We start from the raw sequence: 20,751 nt of genomic DNA on the forward strand, positions 1-20,751 counted from the left end.
TCTGTTTGCATTTTTTAGTTTCCGATAACCACTTTAGGAAAACGAATAATTTTGTCTCCTAATTTGTATCCTTTTTCAATAACATCAACTATTTTACCTTTCAGTTTATCAGAAGGCGCCGGGATTTGAGTAATAGCCTCTGCAAAATCAGCATTAAAAGCATCACCAGCCTGTATTTCTACCTGCTCTAACCCTTTAGAAACCAATGTGCTTTTTAGTTTTTCGTGAATTAACTCTACCCCTTTTTTCAAATTTTCATCTTCAGACTTGTTAATTTCTACAGCAGCTCTGTCAAAATCGTCCAAAACTGGCAACATTGCTAACAAAACTTCCTGATTGGCAGTTTTGAATAAATCGATACGCTCTTTTGAAGTTCTTTTTTTGTAATTTTCAAATTCAGCAAATAATCTCAAAAACTTATCTTTTTCTTTTGCCAAGTCTTGAGTCAATTGCTCTTCAACACTTAATTCTTCAACAATTAACTGCTCTCCGTTTGCATTGTTCTCTAACGTTACATCATCTAATTCCTGATCGAATTCTGTATTTTCCGTAGTCATATTATTTATATTTTTAAAAATATTCTTAAACTTCATTTTTAATTCTTTCTGTTGGATTGCAAAAGTACTGCCAAATCTTCTAAAATGTCAAATTGTCACTTTTTTTTGAAAATGACCAAATATTTTCAGGCTAAAAATTCTTAAAGAAAAATTTAGTATAATTTTAAGACTATTACGTTTTCGTTTGCCCTATATTTGAACCTGAAAACAAAATCAGTATTATTACCTATCAAAGTTTGAATTTAAGGGTTAGCCTCGGCTTATATAAATTATTAATTCAAGTTTACCTTATATTAAAAAAAAGCTTCGCCTAATTGACGAAGCTTTTTTTATGCTTTTTTTTACCTTTTTAACTTCAATTGAAATCTTCGGTAATAATTTAGTATTTTGCACGGGCGGAGGGATTCGAACCCCCATCAACGGTTTTGGAGACCGCTATTCTACCCTTGAACTACGCCCGTAACTTAAGGCCGCAAATTAAACGGTTTTTTTCTTGCCCCGCAAATTATTTCACGCCGATTTTAAAAGATTTAACCTGATGAGTGCAGATTATTTTAATAAAAAAACAATCTAAATCTGCTAAAATTCGCAAAATCAGCATAAAACAAATCATTTAATCTTTAAATCTGTAACAAAAAAAATGCAAATTTATATCAAGCTGTTTCCTCTGATTTTTGCAGATTTAAGCAGATGTGCTCAGATTTTTTAAATTAGAAAATCAAATTAAATCTACTGAAATCTGCAAAAATCTGAGTGAAAGAAAAATCTATAAAATGCTTTTTTTGATCTATGCCAAAACACTTTACATTCAAATTATGCCAATAAAGCATTCTTCAATCCTTCTAAGTCAACAGAAATCTGCTCACCTGTAACTAAATTTTTAAGTGCATAAGTATTGGAAGCTATTTCCTGATCGCCTGCAATTACTGCAAAAGGAATCAAACGTTTGTCTGCATATTGAAATTGTTTTCCAACTTTTACATTATCAGGATACAATTCTACTTTTATGTTCTCTTGTCGTAATTTCTGGATTGCCTGAGAAGCATACAAAGCTTCTTTATCACCATAATTCACAAATAAAGCTTTCGAAGTTGCAGCAACAGTTTCCGGGAATAATTGTAATTTTTCTAAAACCAGATAAATTCTGTCCAACCCAAAAGAAATTCCAACACCACTCATATTTTTTAAACCAAAAATACCTGTCAAATCGTCGTATCTTCCGCCGCCGCCAATAGAACCTATGGAAACAGTTTTTGGCGCTGCAACTTCAAAAATAGCTCCTGTATAGTAATTTAGTCCTCGGGCTAAAGTCACATCTAAATCTAAAATTGCAGTTGACAATCCTAAATCTGCAACATTGTCACATATAAATTTCAATTCCTCAACACCTTTCATTCCCTCTTCAGAAGAAACTAATAATTCTGAAAGCTGTGCAATTTTGTCTGCAAAAGTTCCTGAGAAGCTAAAAAGCGGCTGCACTTTTACCAAAGCTTCTTCAGAAATACCTTTTTCAATCATTTCTTTTTTAACACCGTCTTCTCCAATTTTATCTAATTTATCAAGAGCAACTGTAAAATCAATTAACTTATCAGAAGCACCAATTACCTCAGCAATTCCAGACAATATTTTTCTGTTATTGATTTTGATGGTCACCCCTTCTAAACCTAAAGAACTAAAAACAGTATCGTACAATTGAACCAATTCTACTTCCTGCCATAACGATTTTGAACCTACAACATCTGCATCGCATTGGTAAAACTCTCTATAGCGTCCGTTTTGAGGATTGTCTGCCCTCCAAACCGGCTGGATTTGATATCTTTTAAAAGGAAATACAATATCATTTTGGTGCTGTACAACATATCTTGCAAACGGAACTGTCAAATCATATCGCAATGCCTTCTCTGAAATTTTTCCAGTAAATTTATTCAACTCAATTCTTTGTTTAACATCAATTGTTTCAGCAGAATTAACTTGCAGAGCTTCTATAGATTCCGGTAATTCAATTTTTTCTTTTTTATCATAGAAAAAATTACCTGAATTCAATATTTTAAAAATCAAACGATCTCCCTCTTCGCCATATTTCCCCATCAGCGTATCTGAATTTTCAAATGAAGGCGTTTCAATTGGCTGAAAACCAAATTTCTCGAAATTAGCTTTTATAGTCTGTATAATATACTGGCGCTTTGACACCTCTGAAGGTGAAAAATCTCTTGTCCCTTTTGGCACGCTTGGTTTTGAAGCCATCTTTTTAGATTATTTAGATTTTCGGGATTGTTAGATTTAGATTTTCATTGCTACTAATTCTAAAACCCTTTTGACATTATTTCTTTAATTTTTTAATCGTCTGCAAATATCTTACTTTTTAAAATAAATAATACAGCTTCGAAAACAAACTTGTAACAAAAAACGTATTTTCGTGTCAAATTGGTTATGATGCTAAAATTATTTAAAGAAAATATCCGAATTGCTTTTGGCTCCATCAAAACACAATTGTTGAGAACGATTCTTACTGTATTAATTATTGCAATCGGAATCACAGCTTTAGTCGGAATCCTGACAGTTGTAACAGCACTCGAGAATACAGTTTCGACCAATTTTGCTTCCATGGGTGCGAATACTTTTAACATTAACCAATATGCAAACTCCGTTAAAAACCGCGGTGGAAACGAGCGCGAAATCGTAAATCCAATCATTTCCTATCCGGAGGCCGTTGCTTTCAAAAATAAATACAAATACCCTTTTACAGAAACTTCTCTTTCTTTTACGGCAACTTCAACCGCTGAAGTTAAATATTTGGACCAAAAAACAGATCCTGAAATTAAAATTTTGGGGGTCGACGAGCATTTTATTTCTAATTCGGGTTTAGAAATTAACCTGGGACGTTCTTTTAATCAATTTGATATTGATAACAATACGTATTCGTGCGTAGTAGGTTCAGATTTTGAAAAAGGGCTATTAAAAGACATTAATCCAATTGACAAAATAATCTCTATTCGCGGAGCTCGTTTTAAAGTTATCGGAGTCTTAAAAGAAAAAGGATCAACATTTGGAAACAGCCAGGATTTACGCGTTCTGATTCCAATTCAGGTAGCGCGTTCTTTGTTTACCGCACCAAACATCAATTACACCATGAGTGTAATGGTTTCTAAAAAAGAACTTTTAGATCAGGCCATTGATAATGCGACAAGCACCATGCGGAGAGTTCGTAAACTAAGTCCTGTTCGTGACAATAATTTCGGTATTGGCCGAAGTGACGATTTAATTAACAGAATTCTCGGAATTACACAATATTTAGATTGGGCTTCTGCTATTATTAGTATAATTACAATATTAGGATCATCGATCGCTTTAATGAATATTATGATAGTTTCGGTTACAGAACGTACCCGGGAAATTGGTGTCCGAAAAGCATTGGGAGCAACAAGAGCAACCGTTGCCTTTCAATTTTTCATTGAAACCTTATTAATTGGACAAATTGGCGGATTAGTTGGAATTATATTAGGAATGTTAATAGGATTTGGTATTGCAACTGCCATGAGTTTTGCTTTTGTAGTTCCGTGGTTTGCTATCATCATCGCTTTTGGAACCAGCTTTATGGTGGCCATTGTTTCAGGATTGTACCCTGCTATTAAAGCCTCAAAATTAGATCCTATTGAGGCTTTGCGTTACGAGTAGTTTTATTAGAAGCAGAATTCACTTCTCTCAAAAGACCAATTGTCCCGCTATCCGTTTCAAACTTTTGCGCCGAACCCCGGCACAAAAGGTTTTCTCTTCTATCGGGGCTAGATTAGAAGTTTATGTTATAAATCACCTTTTATTCCCTTCATCATCCTGTCATTATCATAAATATCTTTTCGAAGTTCAATATTCTTAAAATCCATTTTCTCTAATAATTCAGTCATTTCCTTTCCTAAATACTGATTGATTTCAAAGTACAACTGCCCGTTTTCTGAAAGACTTTTATGAGCCAGTCCTGCAATTTTTCTATAAAAAACCAAGGCATCATTATCATCTACAAAAAGAGCCAAATGGGGTTCGTAATCCAGGACATTTTTTTTGATTTCCAGTTTTTCTAAATTACGAACATAAGGTGGATTCGAAACAATAATATCATAATCATATTTTAAAATATCTAATTCTAAAATATTTTTAAACATAAAAGTTACTTTTACATTATTGCTTCTGGCATTTTTTTTTGCAGTTTCTATTGCCCTTTTCGAAACATCGATAGCATAAACATCAGCATTAGGAAGATTTTTGGCAAGCGAAACCGCAATGCAGCCACTTCCTGTTCCTATATCCAGAATTTTCAGTTTCTTGGTTTTATCAGTAATCTTATTTTCATTAATAATCCATTCTACTAATTCTTCCGTTTCGGGTCTCGGAATCAAAACGTTTTCATTTACTTCAAAATCCAAACCGTAAAAATTCGTTTTGCCTAGTAAATACTGAATCGGAACTTCTTTTTTTAATCGATTTAAAAAAGTACTCCAAACAACCAAATCAGCATCTGTAAAAGTTAGTTCATGATTCAGCGCCAAATCAATTTGCCTCAGCTTATGTTTATTTTCTAATATCAAATAAAAAAAACTCTCTGCTTCATATGCGTCATATAAAGAAGAAAGTTCCTTAATAAATTGAGTTCTGTATTGTTTGATTTTCATTTAAGGGCTTTTCAGTATTTTTAGACTAAATGCAATTACATTTTACAGATAAGTATCGTAAAGTAAATTTTGTTACAATGTTATTTTACAATCCTTTCAACATCCAGACTGGACAGGAATTATGTCCCGTACATCCCAATGGAGCATCTAAATACTCAAATCCTGATTTTTTATATAACTTTTGAGCGGCATGCATAAATGGCATTGTTTCTATGTAACATTTTTCAAAACCAAAGTTTTTAGCTTCTTCCAAACATTTTTTCATCATTTCACTTCCTATTCCTAATCCGCGGGTTTTAGGCAAAAAATACATCTTTTGTAGTTCACAAATCTTTGGATCACCGTTTTCTAAAGGTGCAATTCCACAACATCCCACAATTTCGCCCTCATTTTCAACTACAAAATAAACCGCTTGCGATTTATTATATTCTTCAAACATGAAATCTAAATACGGATCTTCATAAGCTGTTCCTGTTTTTGGAATTTTCATTTCATCAAAAACTGATCTTATTAATTGAGCAACTGCCTGATTGTCTTCTTTTTTAATTTTTCTGATAAACCAATTTTCCATTTTACATTACAGTCTGATACATTACAAAAATAGAAATACTTTTTTGATAGTTTCATAACTATCCCAATAACTCTGGGGACAAAACTCAAAAATAATTACTTTTGTATCGTGAACATACATGAGAAATACATAAAACGATGCATAGAACTGGCCCAAAATGGCTTTGGAAACACATACCCAAATCCAATGGTAGGAAGTGTAATCGTTTATGAGGATAAAATTATCGGAGAAGGCTGGCACAAAAAAGCCGGAGAACCACATGCCGAAGTAAATGCGATTCGATCTGTAAAAGACAAATCGCTTCTTAAAAACGCTACTATCTATGTAAGTTTAGAGCCCTGCAGCCATTTTGGAAAAACACCTCCGTGTTGCGATTTGATTATTGAACATAAAATTCCGACTGTAGTAGTAGGAACCGTTGATCCCAATGAAAAAGTAGCTGGAAGAGGAATAAAAAAAATAATCGAATCAGGTGCCAGCGTTATAGTAGGCATTTTAGAAAACGAATGCTACGAGCTCAATAAACGTTTTTTTACTTTTCACAATAAAAAAAGACCTTATATTATATTAAAATGGGCAGAAAGTCAAGATGGTTTTCTGTCACCTGAAAAACACATTAATCAGGAACGTAAACCCGTTTGGATTACCAATCAGTATTCACGGCAACTGGTTCATAAATGGCGTAGTGAAGAACAAGCAATTTTTACAGGAACACAGACCGTAATTGATGACAATCCTAAATTAAATGTTCGTGATTGGAGTGGCAATAACCCTACAAGAGTGGTTTTGGATCAAAATAGCCGTATTTCAAAAAGTAGTTTTATTTTTGATGACAGCGTTAAAACTATCATATTTACAAAATCTGAAATTAGCTTATCAGCAGAAAACACTACCTTTGAAGTAATTAATTTTAATCAAAATATAATTCCGCAAATTTTGGCGGTTTTGTATCAAAATCAAATACAGTCTATTATTATTGAAGGTGGTTTACAAACTTTACAATCTTTTATAGATGAAAATATTTGGGACGAAGCACGAATTTTTACTGGACAAAATTCTATAAAAAAAGGAACAAAAGCCCCTGTTTTACCAAGAAAAAATGCATTGAGAACTTACATCCAAAAAGACGAATTAATATACCTTAGAAATCATGATTGATACTATAATTTTTGACTTTGGAGATATTTTTATCAATCTGGATAAACAAGCCACTATTTCCGGATTAGAGAAACTAGGCATGAGAGAATGGAATTCGGAATTTGACCGTTTGAATCTTTTGTTTGAAACAGGAGATATTTCTCATGATGAATTTATAGCAGGTTTTCAAAAAGAATTACCAAATGCTTCAACAGAAGAAATATTAGAAGCCTGGAATGCTGTTTTGGCAGATTTCCCTTTATACAGATTAGAATTCCTGCAAATGCTTTCTAAAAAATACCGATTGTTTTTATTGAGTAATACTGATTCTATTCATATTGAAACTTTCGAAAATAAAAGCGGAATTTCGTTTTACAGCGATTTTTATCAATGTTTTGAAAAAGTTTACTTTTCATTTGAAATCGGAATGCGAAAACCAAACGCCAATGCTTTTCAATATTTAATCAACAAACACGAACTGTCACCCAAACGCACTTTGTTTGTAGATGATAAAAAAGAAAATACTGATTCTGCTGCCTCTTTAGGTTTTAATGTTTGGAACTTGCAGGTTGGCCAGGAAGATGTTGTTGATTTATTTGAGAAAAAAATACTTTAGAATTTAACTTTGGAATATAACGATACGTACCAGACCATCGCTTTTGAATCTGAAGAAGTCTTATTTAAGGAAAAGGGAAGTAAGTTCTTTGGCTATGCTTTTCCGATAGAAACTGAAGATGAAGTAAAACCGATTATTGAAAACTTAAAAAAACAACACCCTCATGCTGTCCATCATTGTTATGCCTATCAATTAGGTACAGCTCCAAAAATATCTTATCGTGCAAATGATGACGGAGAACCAAGCAATACAGCAGGAGCCCCAATTTATGGTCAGATACAATCTTTTGGACTGACCAACGTTCTTGTGGTAGTGGTTCGAATTTTTGGTGGAATAAAATTGGGGGTTGGCGGATTAATAGCAGCTTATAAAACTACCGCACAAATGACACTTGAAGTTTGTGAAATTGTCGAAAAAACGATTGATGTACATTTTTTAATCTCTTTTGATTATAAAAACATGAATAAGGTCATGCGGGTAATTAAGGAAAAAAAGCTGGAAATAACTTCTCAGGAAATGGAAATTGACGAAGATTCCGACTTGCCAATTGGAAAAATAATGACCAAAACCAGAAAAAAAAATGCTGAATCTATATTCAGCACTTTTGATTTAATGTTTGAAATCGATATAAAAATTATATAAATCGATATAAAAACGCATGTCATTTTAACAATTATTCAAGTGTTTTAAATAATTCTAAAATATAATCCGGAGGAGCTATTGGCCGACCCGTTTTTAACGAAATAAATACTAAAATAAACACTGCCGTTGTTAATAACTCATTTGCTTCATTGTAGATTTCGCAGTCAAATTCAATCTTGACTGAAGACTGACTTTTAAAAGTGGTATGAATTGTTAAAAGCTCATCATAACGCGCCGATTTTTTATAATTTATCTGCATCGAAACAATTGGCAATCCTATTCCGCTTTCTTCCATGCTTTTATACGAAACTCCTTTATTTCTAAGCCATTCCACGCGACCTATCTCAAAATACGGGACATAATTCCCGTGATAAACAACCCCCATTTGATCAGTTTCAGAGTAACGAACGCGCACTTGCGTTTGATGATTTTTCATTATTTATATATTAAAAAAATTAAGTTCTTAAAGTATGCTTACAACATTATTTTATAAAATTAGAGTTCAAAATATTTTTTTTTACAGAATTTTGTTCACATATTTGTTATCCCGAAATAAGGAATAAAATTACCTCCTTTTATTAGGAGAATCTTTATCAATAATAAAAAAAATTTATCTGAATTTATGACTAAAACTGCTCAATCGGTATGGGAAAACTGTTTGTCCTTTATAAAAGACAATATTCAAGATCAAGCTTACAAAACTTGGTTTGAACCAATCAAATCAGTTGAGCTAACCGACAACGCGTTATACATTCAGGTTCCAAGTAAATTTTTCTACGAATGGCTCGAAGAGCATTACGTAAAATTATTGAAAGTTGCGCTTACCAAAGAACTGGGAAAAAACGCAAAGTTACTCTATAAAATTAAAATGGAGAACACTTATGGAAACAAACAACCTTTTACCGAACAGTTGCCAAGTTCCAATAGAGTGCCAATGAAACCTCAAGAGGTTGACGCTCCGTTTAAGAACTTAAATCCTGAACTTAAAAATCCGTTTGTAATTCCCGGAATCAGAAATTTAAAAATTGAATCGCAGTTAAATGCTAACTATAGTTTTGACAATTTTCTGGAAGGAGATTCGAACCGTCTGGCACGTTCTGCTGGTATGGCTGTTGCCAACAAACCTGGGGGGACTTCATTTAATCCTTTATTGATTTTTGGTGGAGTTGGTTTAGGAAAAACACACTTAGCACATGCTATTGGTGTTGAAGTAAAAGACAAATATCCTGAAAAAACCGTTTTATATATTTCTGCTGAAATTTTCACACAACAATATATAGATTCGGTCAAGAAAAATAATCGTAATGATTTTATTCACTTTTACCAGTTAATAGACGTTTTAATTATTGATGATGTTCAGTTTTTATCCGGAAAATCAGGGACTCAGGATGTATTTTTCCATATTTTCAATTATTTACACCAAAACGGAAAACAGGTAATTTTAACTTCTGACAAAGCTCCTGTTGATATGCAGGATATTGAGCAGCGTTTATTATCCCGTTTCAAATGGGGATTATCCGCTGAGCTGCATCAGCCGGATTACGAGACTCGTATTTCAATCTTAAAAAACATTCTTTACCGTGATGGTGTTGAAATGCCGGAAGACATTATTGAATATGTTGCCCGTAACATCAAAACCAATGTTAGAGAACTTGAAGGAGCTATTATTTCCTTAATCGCTCAATCTTCTTTTAATAAAAAAGAAGTAACAATTGAGTTAGCTAAAAGCGTTGTAGAGAAATTCGTTAAAAATGTAAAGAGAGAAATCTCTATTGATTATATTCAAAAAATTGTGTCTGATTATTTTCAGTTAGACATTGAAACTCTTCAGTCAAAAACCAGAAAAAGACATGTGGTACAGGCGAGACAATTGGCTATGTTTTTTGCAAAGAAATTCACAAAAGCATCTTTAGCAAACATTGGCTCTCAAATTGGAGATCGTGATCATGCTACTGTATTACATGCTTGTAAAACAGTTGATAACTTAGTTTCTACAGACAAACAATTCAAAAAATTTGTAGAAGACATCAATAAAAAATTAACGCTATAAACGCGCATCATGCCAGTAAAAATTTTAATGGTTTGTTTGGGAAATATCTGTAGATCGCCGTTGGCAGAAGGTATTTTAGCATCCAAATTACCAAAAGAAAATTTTATCGTTGATTCAGCCGGAACAGGATCCTGGCATGTAGGTCACGCCCCAGACAAACGTTCTGTTGCTGTTGCTCAAAAAAATGGTTTATGCATTGATGGTCAAAAAGGAAGACAATTCAAGACTTCTGATTTTGATGAGTTTGACTATATCTACGTTATGGATAACTCAAATTATCGCGACATCATTCACCTTGCCAAAACTCCTGAACAAAAGAGCAAAGTCAATCTGATTCTTAATGAATTATTTCCCGATGAAAATGTTGACGTTCCCGATCCTTATTATGGAGCTGTTAACGGATTCGACAATGTTTATCAAATGTTGGATGAAGCTGCAGAAATAATTGCCAAAAAACTTATCGAAAAACATTCTTAACTTACTTTTTCAATTATTAAATAACTACATTTAATTGAAAAAGTATTTCATTTTATAATCTATACTAAAAAACATGAAACTTCCGGGAAAATTATATTTAATTCCAACTACTATGGGCGAAAGTGACCCCATGGATGTTTTGCCACAAACCGTAAAAAGAAGTATTGAACTTATAGATTATTATATTGTTGAGAACGAAAAAACTGCCCGAAAATCCATAAAAGCAGTTTTACCAGAGAAAAAACAATCCGAATTAGTTCTTTTTACACTTAACAAACGAACTGAAACGAGCGAACATTTAGACTTCATAAAACCTTTGCTGGAAGGGAAAAATATGGGATTAATGAGCGAAGCCGGCTGTCCCGGAGTTGCTGATCCTGGAGCTGTTATTGTAAAACTGGCACATGAAAAAGGCATTCAGGTCGTGCCTTTAGTTGGTCCATCTTCTATCCTATTAGCCATGATGGCTTCCGGAATGAACGGCCAGAGTTTTACTTTCAATGGTTATTTACCCATTGATAAAGACGAAAAGAAATCGGCTTTAAGACATTTTGAGAAATTATCTCAGGATAAAAACCAGTCTCAGATTTTTATTGAAACACCATACAGAAACAACAAATTAGCTGAAGATCTTTTACAGATTCTAAATCCGTCAACACATCTTTGTATTGCTACTGATATTACGCTGCCAACAGAATTTATTAAAACAATGAAAATTTCTGACTGGAAAAAATTGAAAGTTGATTTACATAATCGCCCAACGATTTTTATTATTCATAAAATGTAAGTTTACTTATAAATCTCGTTGTCATGAAAAAGTTTTTGATTCTGATTTTAATTTGTTTTATACAAAATATATTTTCTCAACACAAAGAAGTTAAGAAGTCTCAGGATGATTTAAGAGACAACTTAAAAAATTACAAAAAGGAAGAAATTATTCTTGATGAAAATCATATCTATAATACTGCCGGACTAGAAATTCTGCCGAGTTTTCCTGGAGGAACATTTAAGTTTCATCAATTTATTAGTAAAAAATATAAAAAACCAAACAAGCAACCATCTCTACAAGGAAAGATATTTGCCACTTTTGTTATTGAAAAGAATGGAACTTTAAATGATATAAAAATTGTCTACGACATTGGTTTTGGTACAGGAGATGAACTTTTACGTGTTTTAAAATTGTCTCCTAAATGGAAACCTGGAAAACAAAATAACAAAGAAGTTAGAACTTTATATTCGCTTGTATTTTATTTACCAAAATAAGACTATAATTATCGCCTTTTCTTTAATCTAATTATGAGTAAACTCCCAAACGTAACTACAAGTATCTTTACTGTAATGTCAAAAATGGCAGCCGAATATAATGCGATAAATCTTTCGCAGGGATTTCCAAATTTTCCTGTTGATGAAAGACTAACGGATATCATAGCGAGATTGGCAAAGGAAAATGTGCATCAATATACACCAATGGCTGGCTATCCGCCATTAATGAATAAAATAGCAAAATTAGTTGAGAGTTCATACAACAGAATTATAAATCCTGACACAGAACTTCTGGTTACAGCCGGAGCAACTCAGGGAATTTTCACTACGATTCTAGCCTTAGTAAAAGAAAACGATGAAGTTATTATTCTGGATCCAAGTTACGACTCTTATGAATCGCCCGTTTTACTTTGCAAAGCCAAACCAGTGCGGGTGGCACTAAATGATGATTACACTCCAAATTGGGAAACGATAGAAAAAGCCTGTTCTGCAAAAAGCAAATTGATGATCATCAACAATCCCCATAATCCAACAGGGAAAATTCTAACCGAAGCGGATTTTGTTCAGCTACAAAATCTTCTTGAAAAATATCCTGACATCATAGTTTTATCAGACGAAGTTTATGAATACATTACTTTCGAAGAAAAACATATTTCGGCACATACCAAAAGTTTCCTTTTAGACCGCTGTATAATGGTTTCTTCTTTTGGAAAATCATTTCATATTACCGGATGGAAAATCGGATACACCATTGCCCCTGAATATCTGATGAAAGAAATTAAAAAAGTACATCAGTTTTTAGTTTTTAGCGTTAACAGCATTTCACAGTTTGCAATAAGCGAATATTTAGATATTGTCGACGTCAATATACTTGGAAAATTCTATCAGGGAAAAAGAGATTATTTTCAAAAACTCCTTCAAAACAGCCGATTTGAATTAAAACCATGTGAAGGAACTTATTTTCAGGTTGCTTCCTATGCTTCAATCTCAAACGAGGATGATGTTACGTTTTGTAAAAAACTAATCACAGATCATGGTGTTGCCGCAATTCCAATTTCAACCTTTTATTCTGACCATAAAGACAAGAAATTAATACGTTTTTGTTTCGCCAAAGATAACTTCACACTCGAATCTGCAGCAAAAAAAATATGCGTAATATAAAGTTTTTCTAAAATTTATAACAATATTATGCATGCATCCTATTTAAATTAATTAATTTTGTAAAAATAAAAAAGTATGAGCTATACAGATAAAATGTTAAGAGACGATGCTTTAAAAGGTAAAGTCATTGTAGTTACAGGCGGTGGAAGCGGTTTAGGAAAAGCAATGACCAAATATTTTTTAGAATTAGGAGCTCAGGTAGCGATTACTTCAAGAGATTTAGAAAAGCTTAAAACGACTGCAACAGAACTGGAAACTGAAACTGGAGGAAAATGTTTACCGCTCCAATGTGATGTTCGTCATTATGAAGAAGTCGAAAACATGCTTCAGGAAGTTTTAAAAACTTTTGGAAAAGTAGATGTTCTTTTAAATAATGCAGCCGGAAATTTTATTTCTCCAACAGAACGTCTGTCTGCCAACGCATTTGACACTGTTATAGATATCGTACTAAAAGGTTCTAAAAACTGTACACTCGCTTTTGGAAAGCATTGGATTGACACTAAACAAACATCTGCAACGATTTTAAATATCGTAACTACATATGCCTGGACAGGATCAGCTTATGTGGTACCAAGTGCGACAGCAAAAGCAGGGGTTTTGGCTATGACCAGAAGTCTGGCTGTAGAATGGGCAAAATACGGTATTCGTTCTAATGCAATTGCTCCGGGACCTTTCCCGACTAAAGGTGCATGGGACAGATTGTTACCGGGAGATTTGGCAGAGAAATTTGATATGGCAAAAAAAGTACCTCTAAAACGTGTAGGTGACCATCAGGAATTAGCCAATTTAGCAGCTTATTTAGTTTCTGATTTTTCGGCTTATGTAAACGGCGATGTAATTACAATTGACGGTGGAGAATGGTTAAAAGGAGCCGGACAATTCAACTTATTAGAAGCAATCCCCGAAGAACTATGGGATCAGCTTGAAATGATGATAAAAGCAAAAAAGAATAAATAATTACAAGTGCTTACTAAATTCAGAATATTTTATTAAAACTATACTGATTGCACGAAATCCCGAAGGTTTTTACTTTCGGGATTTTTTTATAATTTTCACCATATAAACAATATAAATTCAGTTAAGTAACATTTTGTTTAAACATTTTCCAGTTTAAATTTACTTAGATTACTTATATGGTTAAATTATATTAAATGTTTAGCGATTCAGTTAAATTATTATTTTTGCGAAACAAATTATAACATCAAAATTTATGCTCATTATTGGAATTGCCGGAGGAACAGGAAGTGGAAAAACAACAGTAGTACACCAAATCATGAATGAATTACCGGGCACCGAGGTGGGTGTAATTTCTCAGGATTCATACTATAAAGAAACCCACAATTTATCATTTGATGAAAGGGCATTAATCAATTTTGATCATCCTCGTGCTATAGATTTCGAATTACTGGTAAAACATCTTAAAGCCTTAAAAGCAGGCGAAACCATAGATCAGCCTGTTTACTCTTTTATCCAGCACAACAGAACAGATGACACTGTATCAACACACCCCAGAAAAGTAATGATTGTTGAAGGGATTTTGATTTTAACAAATCCTGAATTACGGGAACTTTTTGACATTAAAATATACGTTCATGCTGATTCTGATGAAAGATTAATCCGTCGGTTAAAAAGAGATATCTCAGAACGCGGACGCGATATTGACGAAGTTTTAAACCGTTATCAAAACACCTTAAAACCGATGCACGAGCAATTTATCGAACCTTCGAAAGCTTTTGCCGATATCATTATTCCGAATGATAAATACAATACCGTAGCAATAGATGTAGTTCGTGCTGTAATTAATCAGCGTATTTTATAATTTTTATTGTAAATTTATTCCATAAAAATAAGGAGCTATTCCGCTTTGCCCTTTATCTTTTTATATCCGAAAAAGCCATAAAAAGGATATCGGCTCAAACGAAGTTCACTGAACACAAATAAAAAAATAAACTTTGTGAAGTAATCGGGGCTAAAAAGGTAAATCTCCTTAAAAGAAGTAATCGGTTAAAAATAAATTAAAATGAAAAATCCATACAAAGACAAAAAATGGTTCAAATTTCTAAGCAATAAATATGTTTGGGTTTTACTGTTTTTTATAGTTTGGATGCTATTTTTAGATAATTATTCTTATTTCGACCATCGGTTTTTAAATAATCAGATTAACGAACTTGAAGACAATAAAACCTATTATCAGGAAGAAATCAAAAAAGACCAGGAACAGATCAAACAACTCAAAAATCCTGAACAAATAGAGAAATACGCCCGCGAAAAGTACTTTATGAAAAAAGATAGCGAAGACATATACATTATTAAATTTGAAGGCGATACAATTCAGGAAAAAGAATAAACATAAAACTAATGGCTACTACCCTATTCGACGATTTTAGTCCGATTTCATCCAAACAATGGAAACAAAAAATTCAGTTTGAACTGGACGGTGCCGATTACAACAAAACTGTAATCTGGAATTCTCCTGAAGATATACAGGTAAAGCCATTTTACCATTATGATGAAGATTTCAAAACTTCCCAGATACAAACGCAGGCTTCTAATTTTAAAATCTGCCAAAACATATTTGTTTACGATGTTGAAAAATCGATTCAAAAAGCAATAGACACCCTTGAAAGAGGTGCCGAAAGTTTGCGTTTTACCATTCAAAATGAAAAAATCGACATTCAAAAATTATTAGAAAATCTTCCTTTAGAAAACCGAATCGTTTACTTTAATTTGAATTTTATTTCAATCGATTTCGTAAAAAAACTGGATACTATTTCAATTCAAAAAAAAACTGTTTTTTATTGCAATTTAGATCCAATTGGCCATTTAGCCAGAGAAGGAAATTGGTTTGCGACATCTGATAAAAATAATTTTGAAACACTCGAAAAAATTTCAAAAGCAACAGCAAATCTTTACATATTAAGTATTGACTCAGGTCTCTACCAAAATGCCGGAGCCAATATAACACAGCAGATCGCATACAGTCTGTCGCATGCAAACGAATACCTGAATCGCTTTCCGGATTTAGAGAAACCAATTGTATTTGAGGTAGCTGTAGGAACTAATTATTTCTTTGAAATTGCAAAACTTCGTGCAATGCGAATGCTTTTCAACTTAATTGCAGCCGAATACAATCCCGATTTAGAATGTCATTTATTGGTTACACCAACCAAACGCAATAAAACCATATACGATTACAATGTCAACATGCTTCGTACCACAACAGAATGCATGTCGGCAATATTAGGAGGAGCAGATACTGTTGCCAATTTGCCTTACGATTCTTTGTACCACAAAGACAATGAATTTGGCGACCGGATTGCAAGAAATCAATTATTGATTTTAAAACATGAAAGTTATTTTGACAAAGTGGATAATCCCGCTGATGGAAGTTATTATATTGAAAGTTTAACCATTCAACTAGCCGAAAAAAGTCTGGCTTTATTTAAAGACATTGAAGCCAATGGAGGTTTTTTAAAACTTTTGAATGACGGAACCATCAAAAAGAAAATTCAGGAAAGTGCCAATAAAGAACAGGAATTATTCGATACTCAAAAAGAAGTTTTATTAGGTACGAATAAATATCCGAACCCGGAAGACAAAATGAAACACGATTTAGAATTGTTTCCCTTTGTAAAAATAAAACCCAGAAAGACATTGATTACACCGATAATTGAAAAAAGATTAGCCGAAAAACTGGAACAGGAACGTTTAGAATCCGAATAATATTTTTCAACGTAATGATAAACTGCTCAAAAGAGTATTTCAATGATAAGAAAAGACCTTAAACATATTAAGTTAAAAGTTAAAAGTGATGAATCAGATGAACAATTACATGATTCAGAATCTCTGATTGATAACTTTACTACAGCAGAAGGAATCGAAATCAAAAAAAAATATTCTGAAAAAGATATTGAGGAATTCGATTTTTTAGATTTTGGCGCAGGTTTTCCTCCAAACCTTCGAGGTCCTTATACAACTATGTATGTACAAAAACCTTGGACAATCCGCCAGTATGCGGGGTTTTCAACAGCAGAAGAAAGCAATACTTTTTACAGAAAAAATTTAGCTGCCGGTCAAAAGGGCTTATCCATAGCTTTTGATTTACCAACACATCGAGGTTACGATTCGGATCATGAAAGAGTGGTTGGGGATGTCGGAAAAGCCGGGGTTGCCATTGATTCTGTCGAAGACATGAAAGTACTATTTGATCAGATTCCATTGGATGAAATGTCAGTTTCAATGACCATGAATGGGGCAGTTTTACCAATTATGGCATTTTATATTGTAGCAGCTGAAGAGCAAGGCGTAGCAATTGAAAAATTGTCAGGAACAATTCAAAATGATATCTTAAAAGAGTTCATGGTTCGTAATACTTACATTTATCCACCAACTCCTTCAATGAAAATCATTGCCGATATTTTTGAATTTACAAGCAAAAAAATGCCAAAGTTCAATTCTATTTCAATTTCAGGTTATCATATGCAGGAAGCCGGAGCAACTGCTCATATCGAATTAGCATACACTCTTGCTGATGGCTTAGAATACATCAGAACCGGATTATCAACAGGTATGACCATTGATGAATTTGCACCGAGATTATCATTTTTCTGGGCAATTGGCATGAATCATTTTATGGAAATTGCCAAAATGAGAGCCGGAAGGATGATTTGGGCCAAACTCGTAAAACAATTTAATCCAAAAAGTGACAAATCATTAGTTTTAAGAACACATTGCCAGACAAGCGGCTGGAGTTTAACAGAACAGGATCCTTTTAATAATGTGACCCGAACTTGTATTGAAGCTTCAGCGGCAGCTTTTGGAGGAACCCAATCATTACACACCAATGCCCTTGATGAAGCAATTGCCTTACCAACAGACTTTTCAGCAAGAATTGCCCGTAACACACAGATTTTTTTACAGGAAGAAACCAAAACTACCAAAACGGTCGATCCTTGGGCAGGAAGTTATTATGTTGAGAGTCTTACCAATGAAATGGTGGAAAAAACCTGGAAGCTTATTGAGGAAGTAGAAGAATTAGGCGGTATGACGAAAGCCATTGAAACCGGAATTCCAAAGCTTAGAATTGAAGAAGCTGCTGCGAAAAAGCAAGCAAGAATTGACAGTGGGCAAGATATTATTGTAGGTGTAAATAAATTTAGATTAGAAAAGGAAGATCCTTTACATATTTTAGATGTTGACAACCAAATGGTTCGCAAACAACAAATTGATCGTCTTTCAAGAATAAAAGCAACCCGAAATACTGAAAAAGTTAACCAATCACTCGAAAAATTAATTCATTGTGCTAAAACCGGCCAGGGAAATTTACTGGAAATTGCTATCGAAGGTGCCAGAAACAGAGCAACTTTAGGCGAAATTAGTGATGCCCTCGAAAGTATTTTTGGCAGGTTCAAGGCTCAAATAAAATCTGTTAGTGGTGTGTATAGTGCAGCAATTAAAAACGACGAAGGTTTTGAAAAAGCAAAGCAGCTTGCTGACGTTTTTGCAAAACAAGAAGGAAGGCGTCCCAGAATTATGATTGCAAAAATGGGACAGGACGGACATGACCGTGGAGCAAAAGTAGTAGCAACAGGTTATGCTGATGTAGGTTTTGATGTCGATATTGGCCCTTTGTTTCAAACACCAGCAGAAGCCGCAAAACAAGCTATTGAAAACGACGTTCATATTTTAGGTGTTTCATCACTTGCAGCAGGTCACAAAACATTAGTCCCTCAAGTTATCGAAGAGCTAAAAAAACATGGTCGTGAAGATATTATGGTAATTGTTGGAGGTGTTATACCTAAGCAGGATTATCAATATTTATTTGATGCGGGCGCAATTGCTATTTTTGGTCCAGGAACAAAAATTAGTGAAGCAGCAATCAAAATTTTAGAAATATTAATCGATTAAACGAATTATTCTATAAAAAAATCCCGATAGATTCGGGATTTTTTTATAGAAATTCTTAATCGTTAATAGTAGCATTACTATCTGCTTCAATGTAAGAGAGATCATAGCCGCCAAAAGCCTTCATGTAACTTCTTAAAGAAGTACCGTAAGCATCTCTAAAATGTCTTTTACCATTGTTTTTAAAGAAGTTTTTTACTGAACCTGCACCACCTAAATGTGCAGCTGCTAAAATCCCTGATTCGGTAATTTCTACGCCATTGATCGTCTTACCTTCATATTTGGCAATTTCACGACGTAATATCCATTTGTTTTTTGATAACAGTGCAACAAATGCCTTTTCTTGTAAAGCAGGATTCTTTAAAAAGTCCTTTTCATTGTGAATACCTACTGATCTTAAAGTCTTAGAGCCAAATTGATATTTTCCCATGTAGCCAATAGAATTTACTTTTCGGTATTTTCCTTGGGACTCTTTAAAAGCAACTGCTTCTTTGAAACCTATAAAATGGTTTCCGGTGTATGGAACACTTATATTAGGATAATCATCCTCTTCTTCCGATGGAAATAAGTATTCTGCTCCATCTGTTTTTTCTGTAATAAACCAGGGTTTGGCTTTCAGACTAAAGGGTTTAAAACCCAAACTTAAAAATGTAATAATAACGATTAAACCCGCATAAAAATACCATCTCTTTATCATAAATTGTTTTTCTTCAAAACGCTGTCACCTTTTTGAAATTTCTACGTTGCAAAGGTAATAAACTTAAAACAATACTGATAATCAGCGAATTATGGTCTCAAAAATAAAACAAATGTCCTTTAAGCCCTTTATTGGCGGTATATTCGAGAGTTGGAGCCGGAATTTTTATGGTATTAAAAACGGAAAAAATAGTTTTTAAAAAATGCGATTTTGTGTTAATTTTAGCTAAATCAACATCAAAAGAAAGATAAATCTGACGAAAATTTTCCGGATTTTGAGCTAAAACGAAATTTTCATTTTTATTGTTTCCGGATAACATTCCATCAGCTCCATATCCAAAAGCTACATTTAACCACTTCGGAATTTTTGTTTCTTTAGCAAAAGAATACAGATTTACAGATAACCAATATGTCTGTCCATTATAGTCTTTTAAAATCTGTTCATTAAGCGAACTTCCAAGCTTATCAGATCTTTTATTCGCATATTGAGTAGTATGGAAGGAAAATTTAGGCGTTATTCGTTGCTCATTCCAAAGTAATTCCTGAGAAACATATAAAGCAGTTCCGGTTGCATTAGCAATTAAATCACCCGAAGATGCACCCCATTCTGCAGAGTATCCATCTAAAACTTCAACAGCAGTGAGGAAGGCAAAACCTACACCTGCTCCATAAATCAATTGATTTTTTTTACTTGCACCACTCCAATTCAACGCTTCAGCTCCGAATCTTCCTAAATGATACGCCGAATAAAGATGGCCTATTTTATCCATTTGGAGCCATTCGTCATTATCATTTATAAAATGAAAATTAGATTTCGGATAATCGGCATACCAAATCTGATTCAAACCAATTAAAGTAACTGAGGCCAAAGCGGCCTCAGTTATAACAACTGTATTTTGTCTCTTTTTATTTAAAGTATCTAAAGGCTTTAAAAAATTCTCAGTCTGTGCTTCAACAAACTGAAAACTCAAAATGAATAAAACCGATAGGAAAAAGGAAATTCTAAAATTCAA

General features: G+C 33.4%; 21 protein-coding genes and 1 tRNA gene. 14 read left to right on the forward strand and 8 right to left on the reverse strand.

The genetic code is table 11. The annotated features are described in order from the left end of the window. Positions 1 to 14 precede the first annotated feature (14 nt). The 3 genes from JE46_RS15395 to hisS all read right to left on the reverse strand — a co-directional run bounded on the left by JE46_RS15395 (position 15) and on the right by hisS (position 2,801). Positions 15 to 593 carry a nucleotide exchange factor GrpE gene (locus JE46_RS15395; RefSeq protein ID WP_031456175.1) on the reverse strand — a complete coding sequence of 193 codons (579 nt, stop codon included), beginning with the start codon at positions 591 to 593 and terminating at the stop codon, positions 15 to 17. 354 nt (positions 594 to 947) lie between these two features. Beyond that, positions 948 to 1,018, reverse strand: a tRNA-Trp gene (locus JE46_RS15400). A gap of 352 nt (positions 1,019 to 1,370) precedes the next feature. Continuing rightward, positions 1,371 to 2,801, reverse strand: a complete 1,431-nt coding sequence (gene hisS, locus JE46_RS15405; protein WP_031456176.1) for a histidine--tRNA ligase — start codon at positions 2,799 to 2,801, stop codon at positions 1,371 to 1,373. A 186-nt stretch (positions 2,802 to 2,987) separates the two neighbouring features. On the opposite strand from hisS, the gene JE46_RS15410 reads away from it, so the two are divergent. Then, on the forward strand, positions 2,988 to 4,232 hold the full coding sequence (locus JE46_RS15410) for an ABC transporter permease (RefSeq protein WP_035136646.1): 1,245 nt from the start codon (positions 2,988 to 2,990) through the stop codon (positions 4,230 to 4,232). Between the two features lie 125 nt (positions 4,233 to 4,357). Here the strand turns inward: JE46_RS15410 and prmC are convergent, their stop codons facing one another. Together prmC and JE46_RS15420 are read right to left on the reverse strand one after the other, a co-directional pair. Continuing rightward, positions 4,358 to 5,221, reverse strand: coding sequence for a peptide chain release factor N(5)-glutamine methyltransferase (gene prmC / locus JE46_RS15415; protein WP_031456178.1), 864 nt, complete (start codon positions 5,219 to 5,221; stop codon positions 4,358 to 4,360). Positions 5,222 to 5,306: 85 nt separating this feature from the next. Further along, positions 5,307 to 5,792, reverse strand: a complete 486-nt coding sequence (locus JE46_RS15420; protein WP_031456179.1) for a GNAT family N-acetyltransferase — start codon at positions 5,790 to 5,792, stop codon at positions 5,307 to 5,309. 108 nt (positions 5,793 to 5,900) lie between these two features. On the opposite strand from JE46_RS15420, the gene ribD reads away from it, so the two are divergent. Genes ribD through JE46_RS15435 form a run of 3 tightly spaced genes read left to right on the forward strand, consistent with a single transcriptional unit; the run spans position 5,901 to position 8,187 of the window. Continuing rightward, positions 5,901 to 6,950: a bifunctional diaminohydroxyphosphoribosylaminopyrimidine deaminase/5-amino-6-(5-phosphoribosylamino)uracil reductase RibD gene (gene ribD, locus JE46_RS15425; RefSeq protein WP_031456180.1), complete on the forward strand. Its 1,050-nt coding sequence runs from the start codon at positions 5,901 to 5,903 to the stop codon at positions 6,948 to 6,950. Continuing rightward, positions 6,943 to 7,545: an HAD family hydrolase gene (locus tag JE46_RS15430; RefSeq protein WP_031456181.1), complete on the forward strand. Its 603-nt coding sequence runs from the start codon at positions 6,943 to 6,945 to the stop codon at positions 7,543 to 7,545. Before ribD ends, JE46_RS15430 begins: the two co-directional genes overlap by 8 nt. A 9-nt stretch (positions 7,546 to 7,554) precedes the next feature. After that, complete coding sequence (locus tag JE46_RS15435; protein WP_031456182.1) at positions 7,555 to 8,187, forward strand: IMPACT family protein; 633 nt, start codon at positions 7,555 to 7,557, stop codon at positions 8,185 to 8,187. Positions 8,188 to 8,218: 31 nt separating this feature from the next. Here the strand turns inward: JE46_RS15435 and JE46_RS15440 are convergent, their stop codons facing one another. Then, entirely contained in the window at positions 8,219 to 8,623 is a 405-nt protein-coding gene (locus JE46_RS15440) for an acyl-CoA thioesterase (RefSeq protein WP_031456183.1), read from the reverse strand. Positions 8,624 to 8,809: 186 nt separating this feature from the next. Between JE46_RS15440 and dnaA the strand changes: the two genes are divergently transcribed. The 10 genes from dnaA to scpA all read left to right on the forward strand — a co-directional run bounded on the left by dnaA (position 8,810) and on the right by scpA (position 19,045). After that, complete coding sequence (gene dnaA, locus JE46_RS15445) at positions 8,810 to 10,237, forward strand: chromosomal replication initiator protein DnaA (protein ID WP_007809948.1); 1,428 nt, start codon at positions 8,810 to 8,812, stop codon at positions 10,235 to 10,237. Between the two features lie 9 nt (positions 10,238 to 10,246). Beyond that, positions 10,247 to 10,714, forward strand: coding sequence for a low molecular weight protein-tyrosine-phosphatase (locus JE46_RS15450; RefSeq protein ID WP_031456184.1), 468 nt, complete (start codon positions 10,247 to 10,249; stop codon positions 10,712 to 10,714). 73 nt (positions 10,715 to 10,787) lie between these two features. After that, a complete protein-coding gene (locus tag JE46_RS15455) occupies positions 10,788 to 11,501 on the forward strand; it encodes an SAM-dependent methyltransferase (RefSeq protein WP_031456185.1) in 714 nt (237 codons plus the stop codon). 23 nt (positions 11,502 to 11,524) lie between these two features. Continuing rightward, positions 11,525 to 11,977, forward strand: coding sequence for an energy transducer TonB (locus tag JE46_RS15460; RefSeq protein ID WP_051872899.1), 453 nt, complete (start codon positions 11,525 to 11,527; stop codon positions 11,975 to 11,977). A gap of 33 nt (positions 11,978 to 12,010) precedes the next feature. After that, on the forward strand, positions 12,011 to 13,138 hold the full coding sequence (locus tag JE46_RS15465) for a methionine aminotransferase (protein WP_031456187.1): 1,128 nt from the start codon (positions 12,011 to 12,013) through the stop codon (positions 13,136 to 13,138). A gap of 75 nt (positions 13,139 to 13,213) precedes the next feature. Further along, positions 13,214 to 14,095 (forward strand): SDR family oxidoreductase, encoded by an 882-nt coding sequence (locus tag JE46_RS15470; RefSeq protein WP_031456188.1) that lies wholly within the window; start codon positions 13,214 to 13,216, stop codon positions 14,093 to 14,095. Positions 14,096 to 14,348: 253 nt separating this feature from the next. Further along, on the forward strand, positions 14,349 to 14,957 hold the full coding sequence (gene udk, locus JE46_RS15475) for a uridine kinase (RefSeq protein WP_031456189.1): 609 nt from the start codon (positions 14,349 to 14,351) through the stop codon (positions 14,955 to 14,957). 201 nt (positions 14,958 to 15,158) lie between these two features. After that, positions 15,159 to 15,485 (forward strand): FtsB family cell division protein, encoded by a 327-nt coding sequence (locus JE46_RS15480; RefSeq protein WP_031456190.1) that lies wholly within the window; start codon positions 15,159 to 15,161, stop codon positions 15,483 to 15,485. A gap of 11 nt (positions 15,486 to 15,496) precedes the next feature. Continuing rightward, positions 15,497 to 16,861 carry a methylmalonyl-CoA mutase subunit beta gene (locus tag JE46_RS15485; RefSeq protein WP_031456191.1) on the forward strand — a complete coding sequence of 455 codons (1,365 nt, stop codon included), beginning with the start codon at positions 15,497 to 15,499 and terminating at the stop codon, positions 16,859 to 16,861. A 42-nt stretch (positions 16,862 to 16,903) separates the two neighbouring features. After that, a complete protein-coding gene (gene scpA / locus JE46_RS15490; protein ID WP_031456192.1) occupies positions 16,904 to 19,045 on the forward strand; it encodes a methylmalonyl-CoA mutase in 2,142 nt (713 codons plus the stop codon). Between the two features lie 55 nt (positions 19,046 to 19,100). On the opposite strand, the gene JE46_RS15495 is transcribed toward scpA, so the two are convergent. Both JE46_RS15495 and JE46_RS15500 read right to left on the reverse strand, forming a co-directional pair. Continuing rightward, a complete protein-coding gene (locus JE46_RS15495; protein WP_031456193.1) occupies positions 19,101 to 19,739 on the reverse strand; it encodes a hypothetical protein in 639 nt (212 codons plus the stop codon). A 97-nt stretch (positions 19,740 to 19,836) separates the two neighbouring features. Then, a complete protein-coding gene (locus JE46_RS15500) occupies positions 19,837 to 20,751 on the reverse strand; it encodes a DUF2279 domain-containing protein (RefSeq protein WP_051872900.1) in 915 nt (304 codons plus the stop codon).

It is taken from the genome of Flavobacterium chungangense LMG 26729 (genome assembly GCF_000735715.2).
In the GTDB taxonomy this organism is placed as follows: domain Bacteria; phylum Bacteroidota; class Bacteroidia; order Flavobacteriales; family Flavobacteriaceae; genus Flavobacterium; species Flavobacterium chungangense.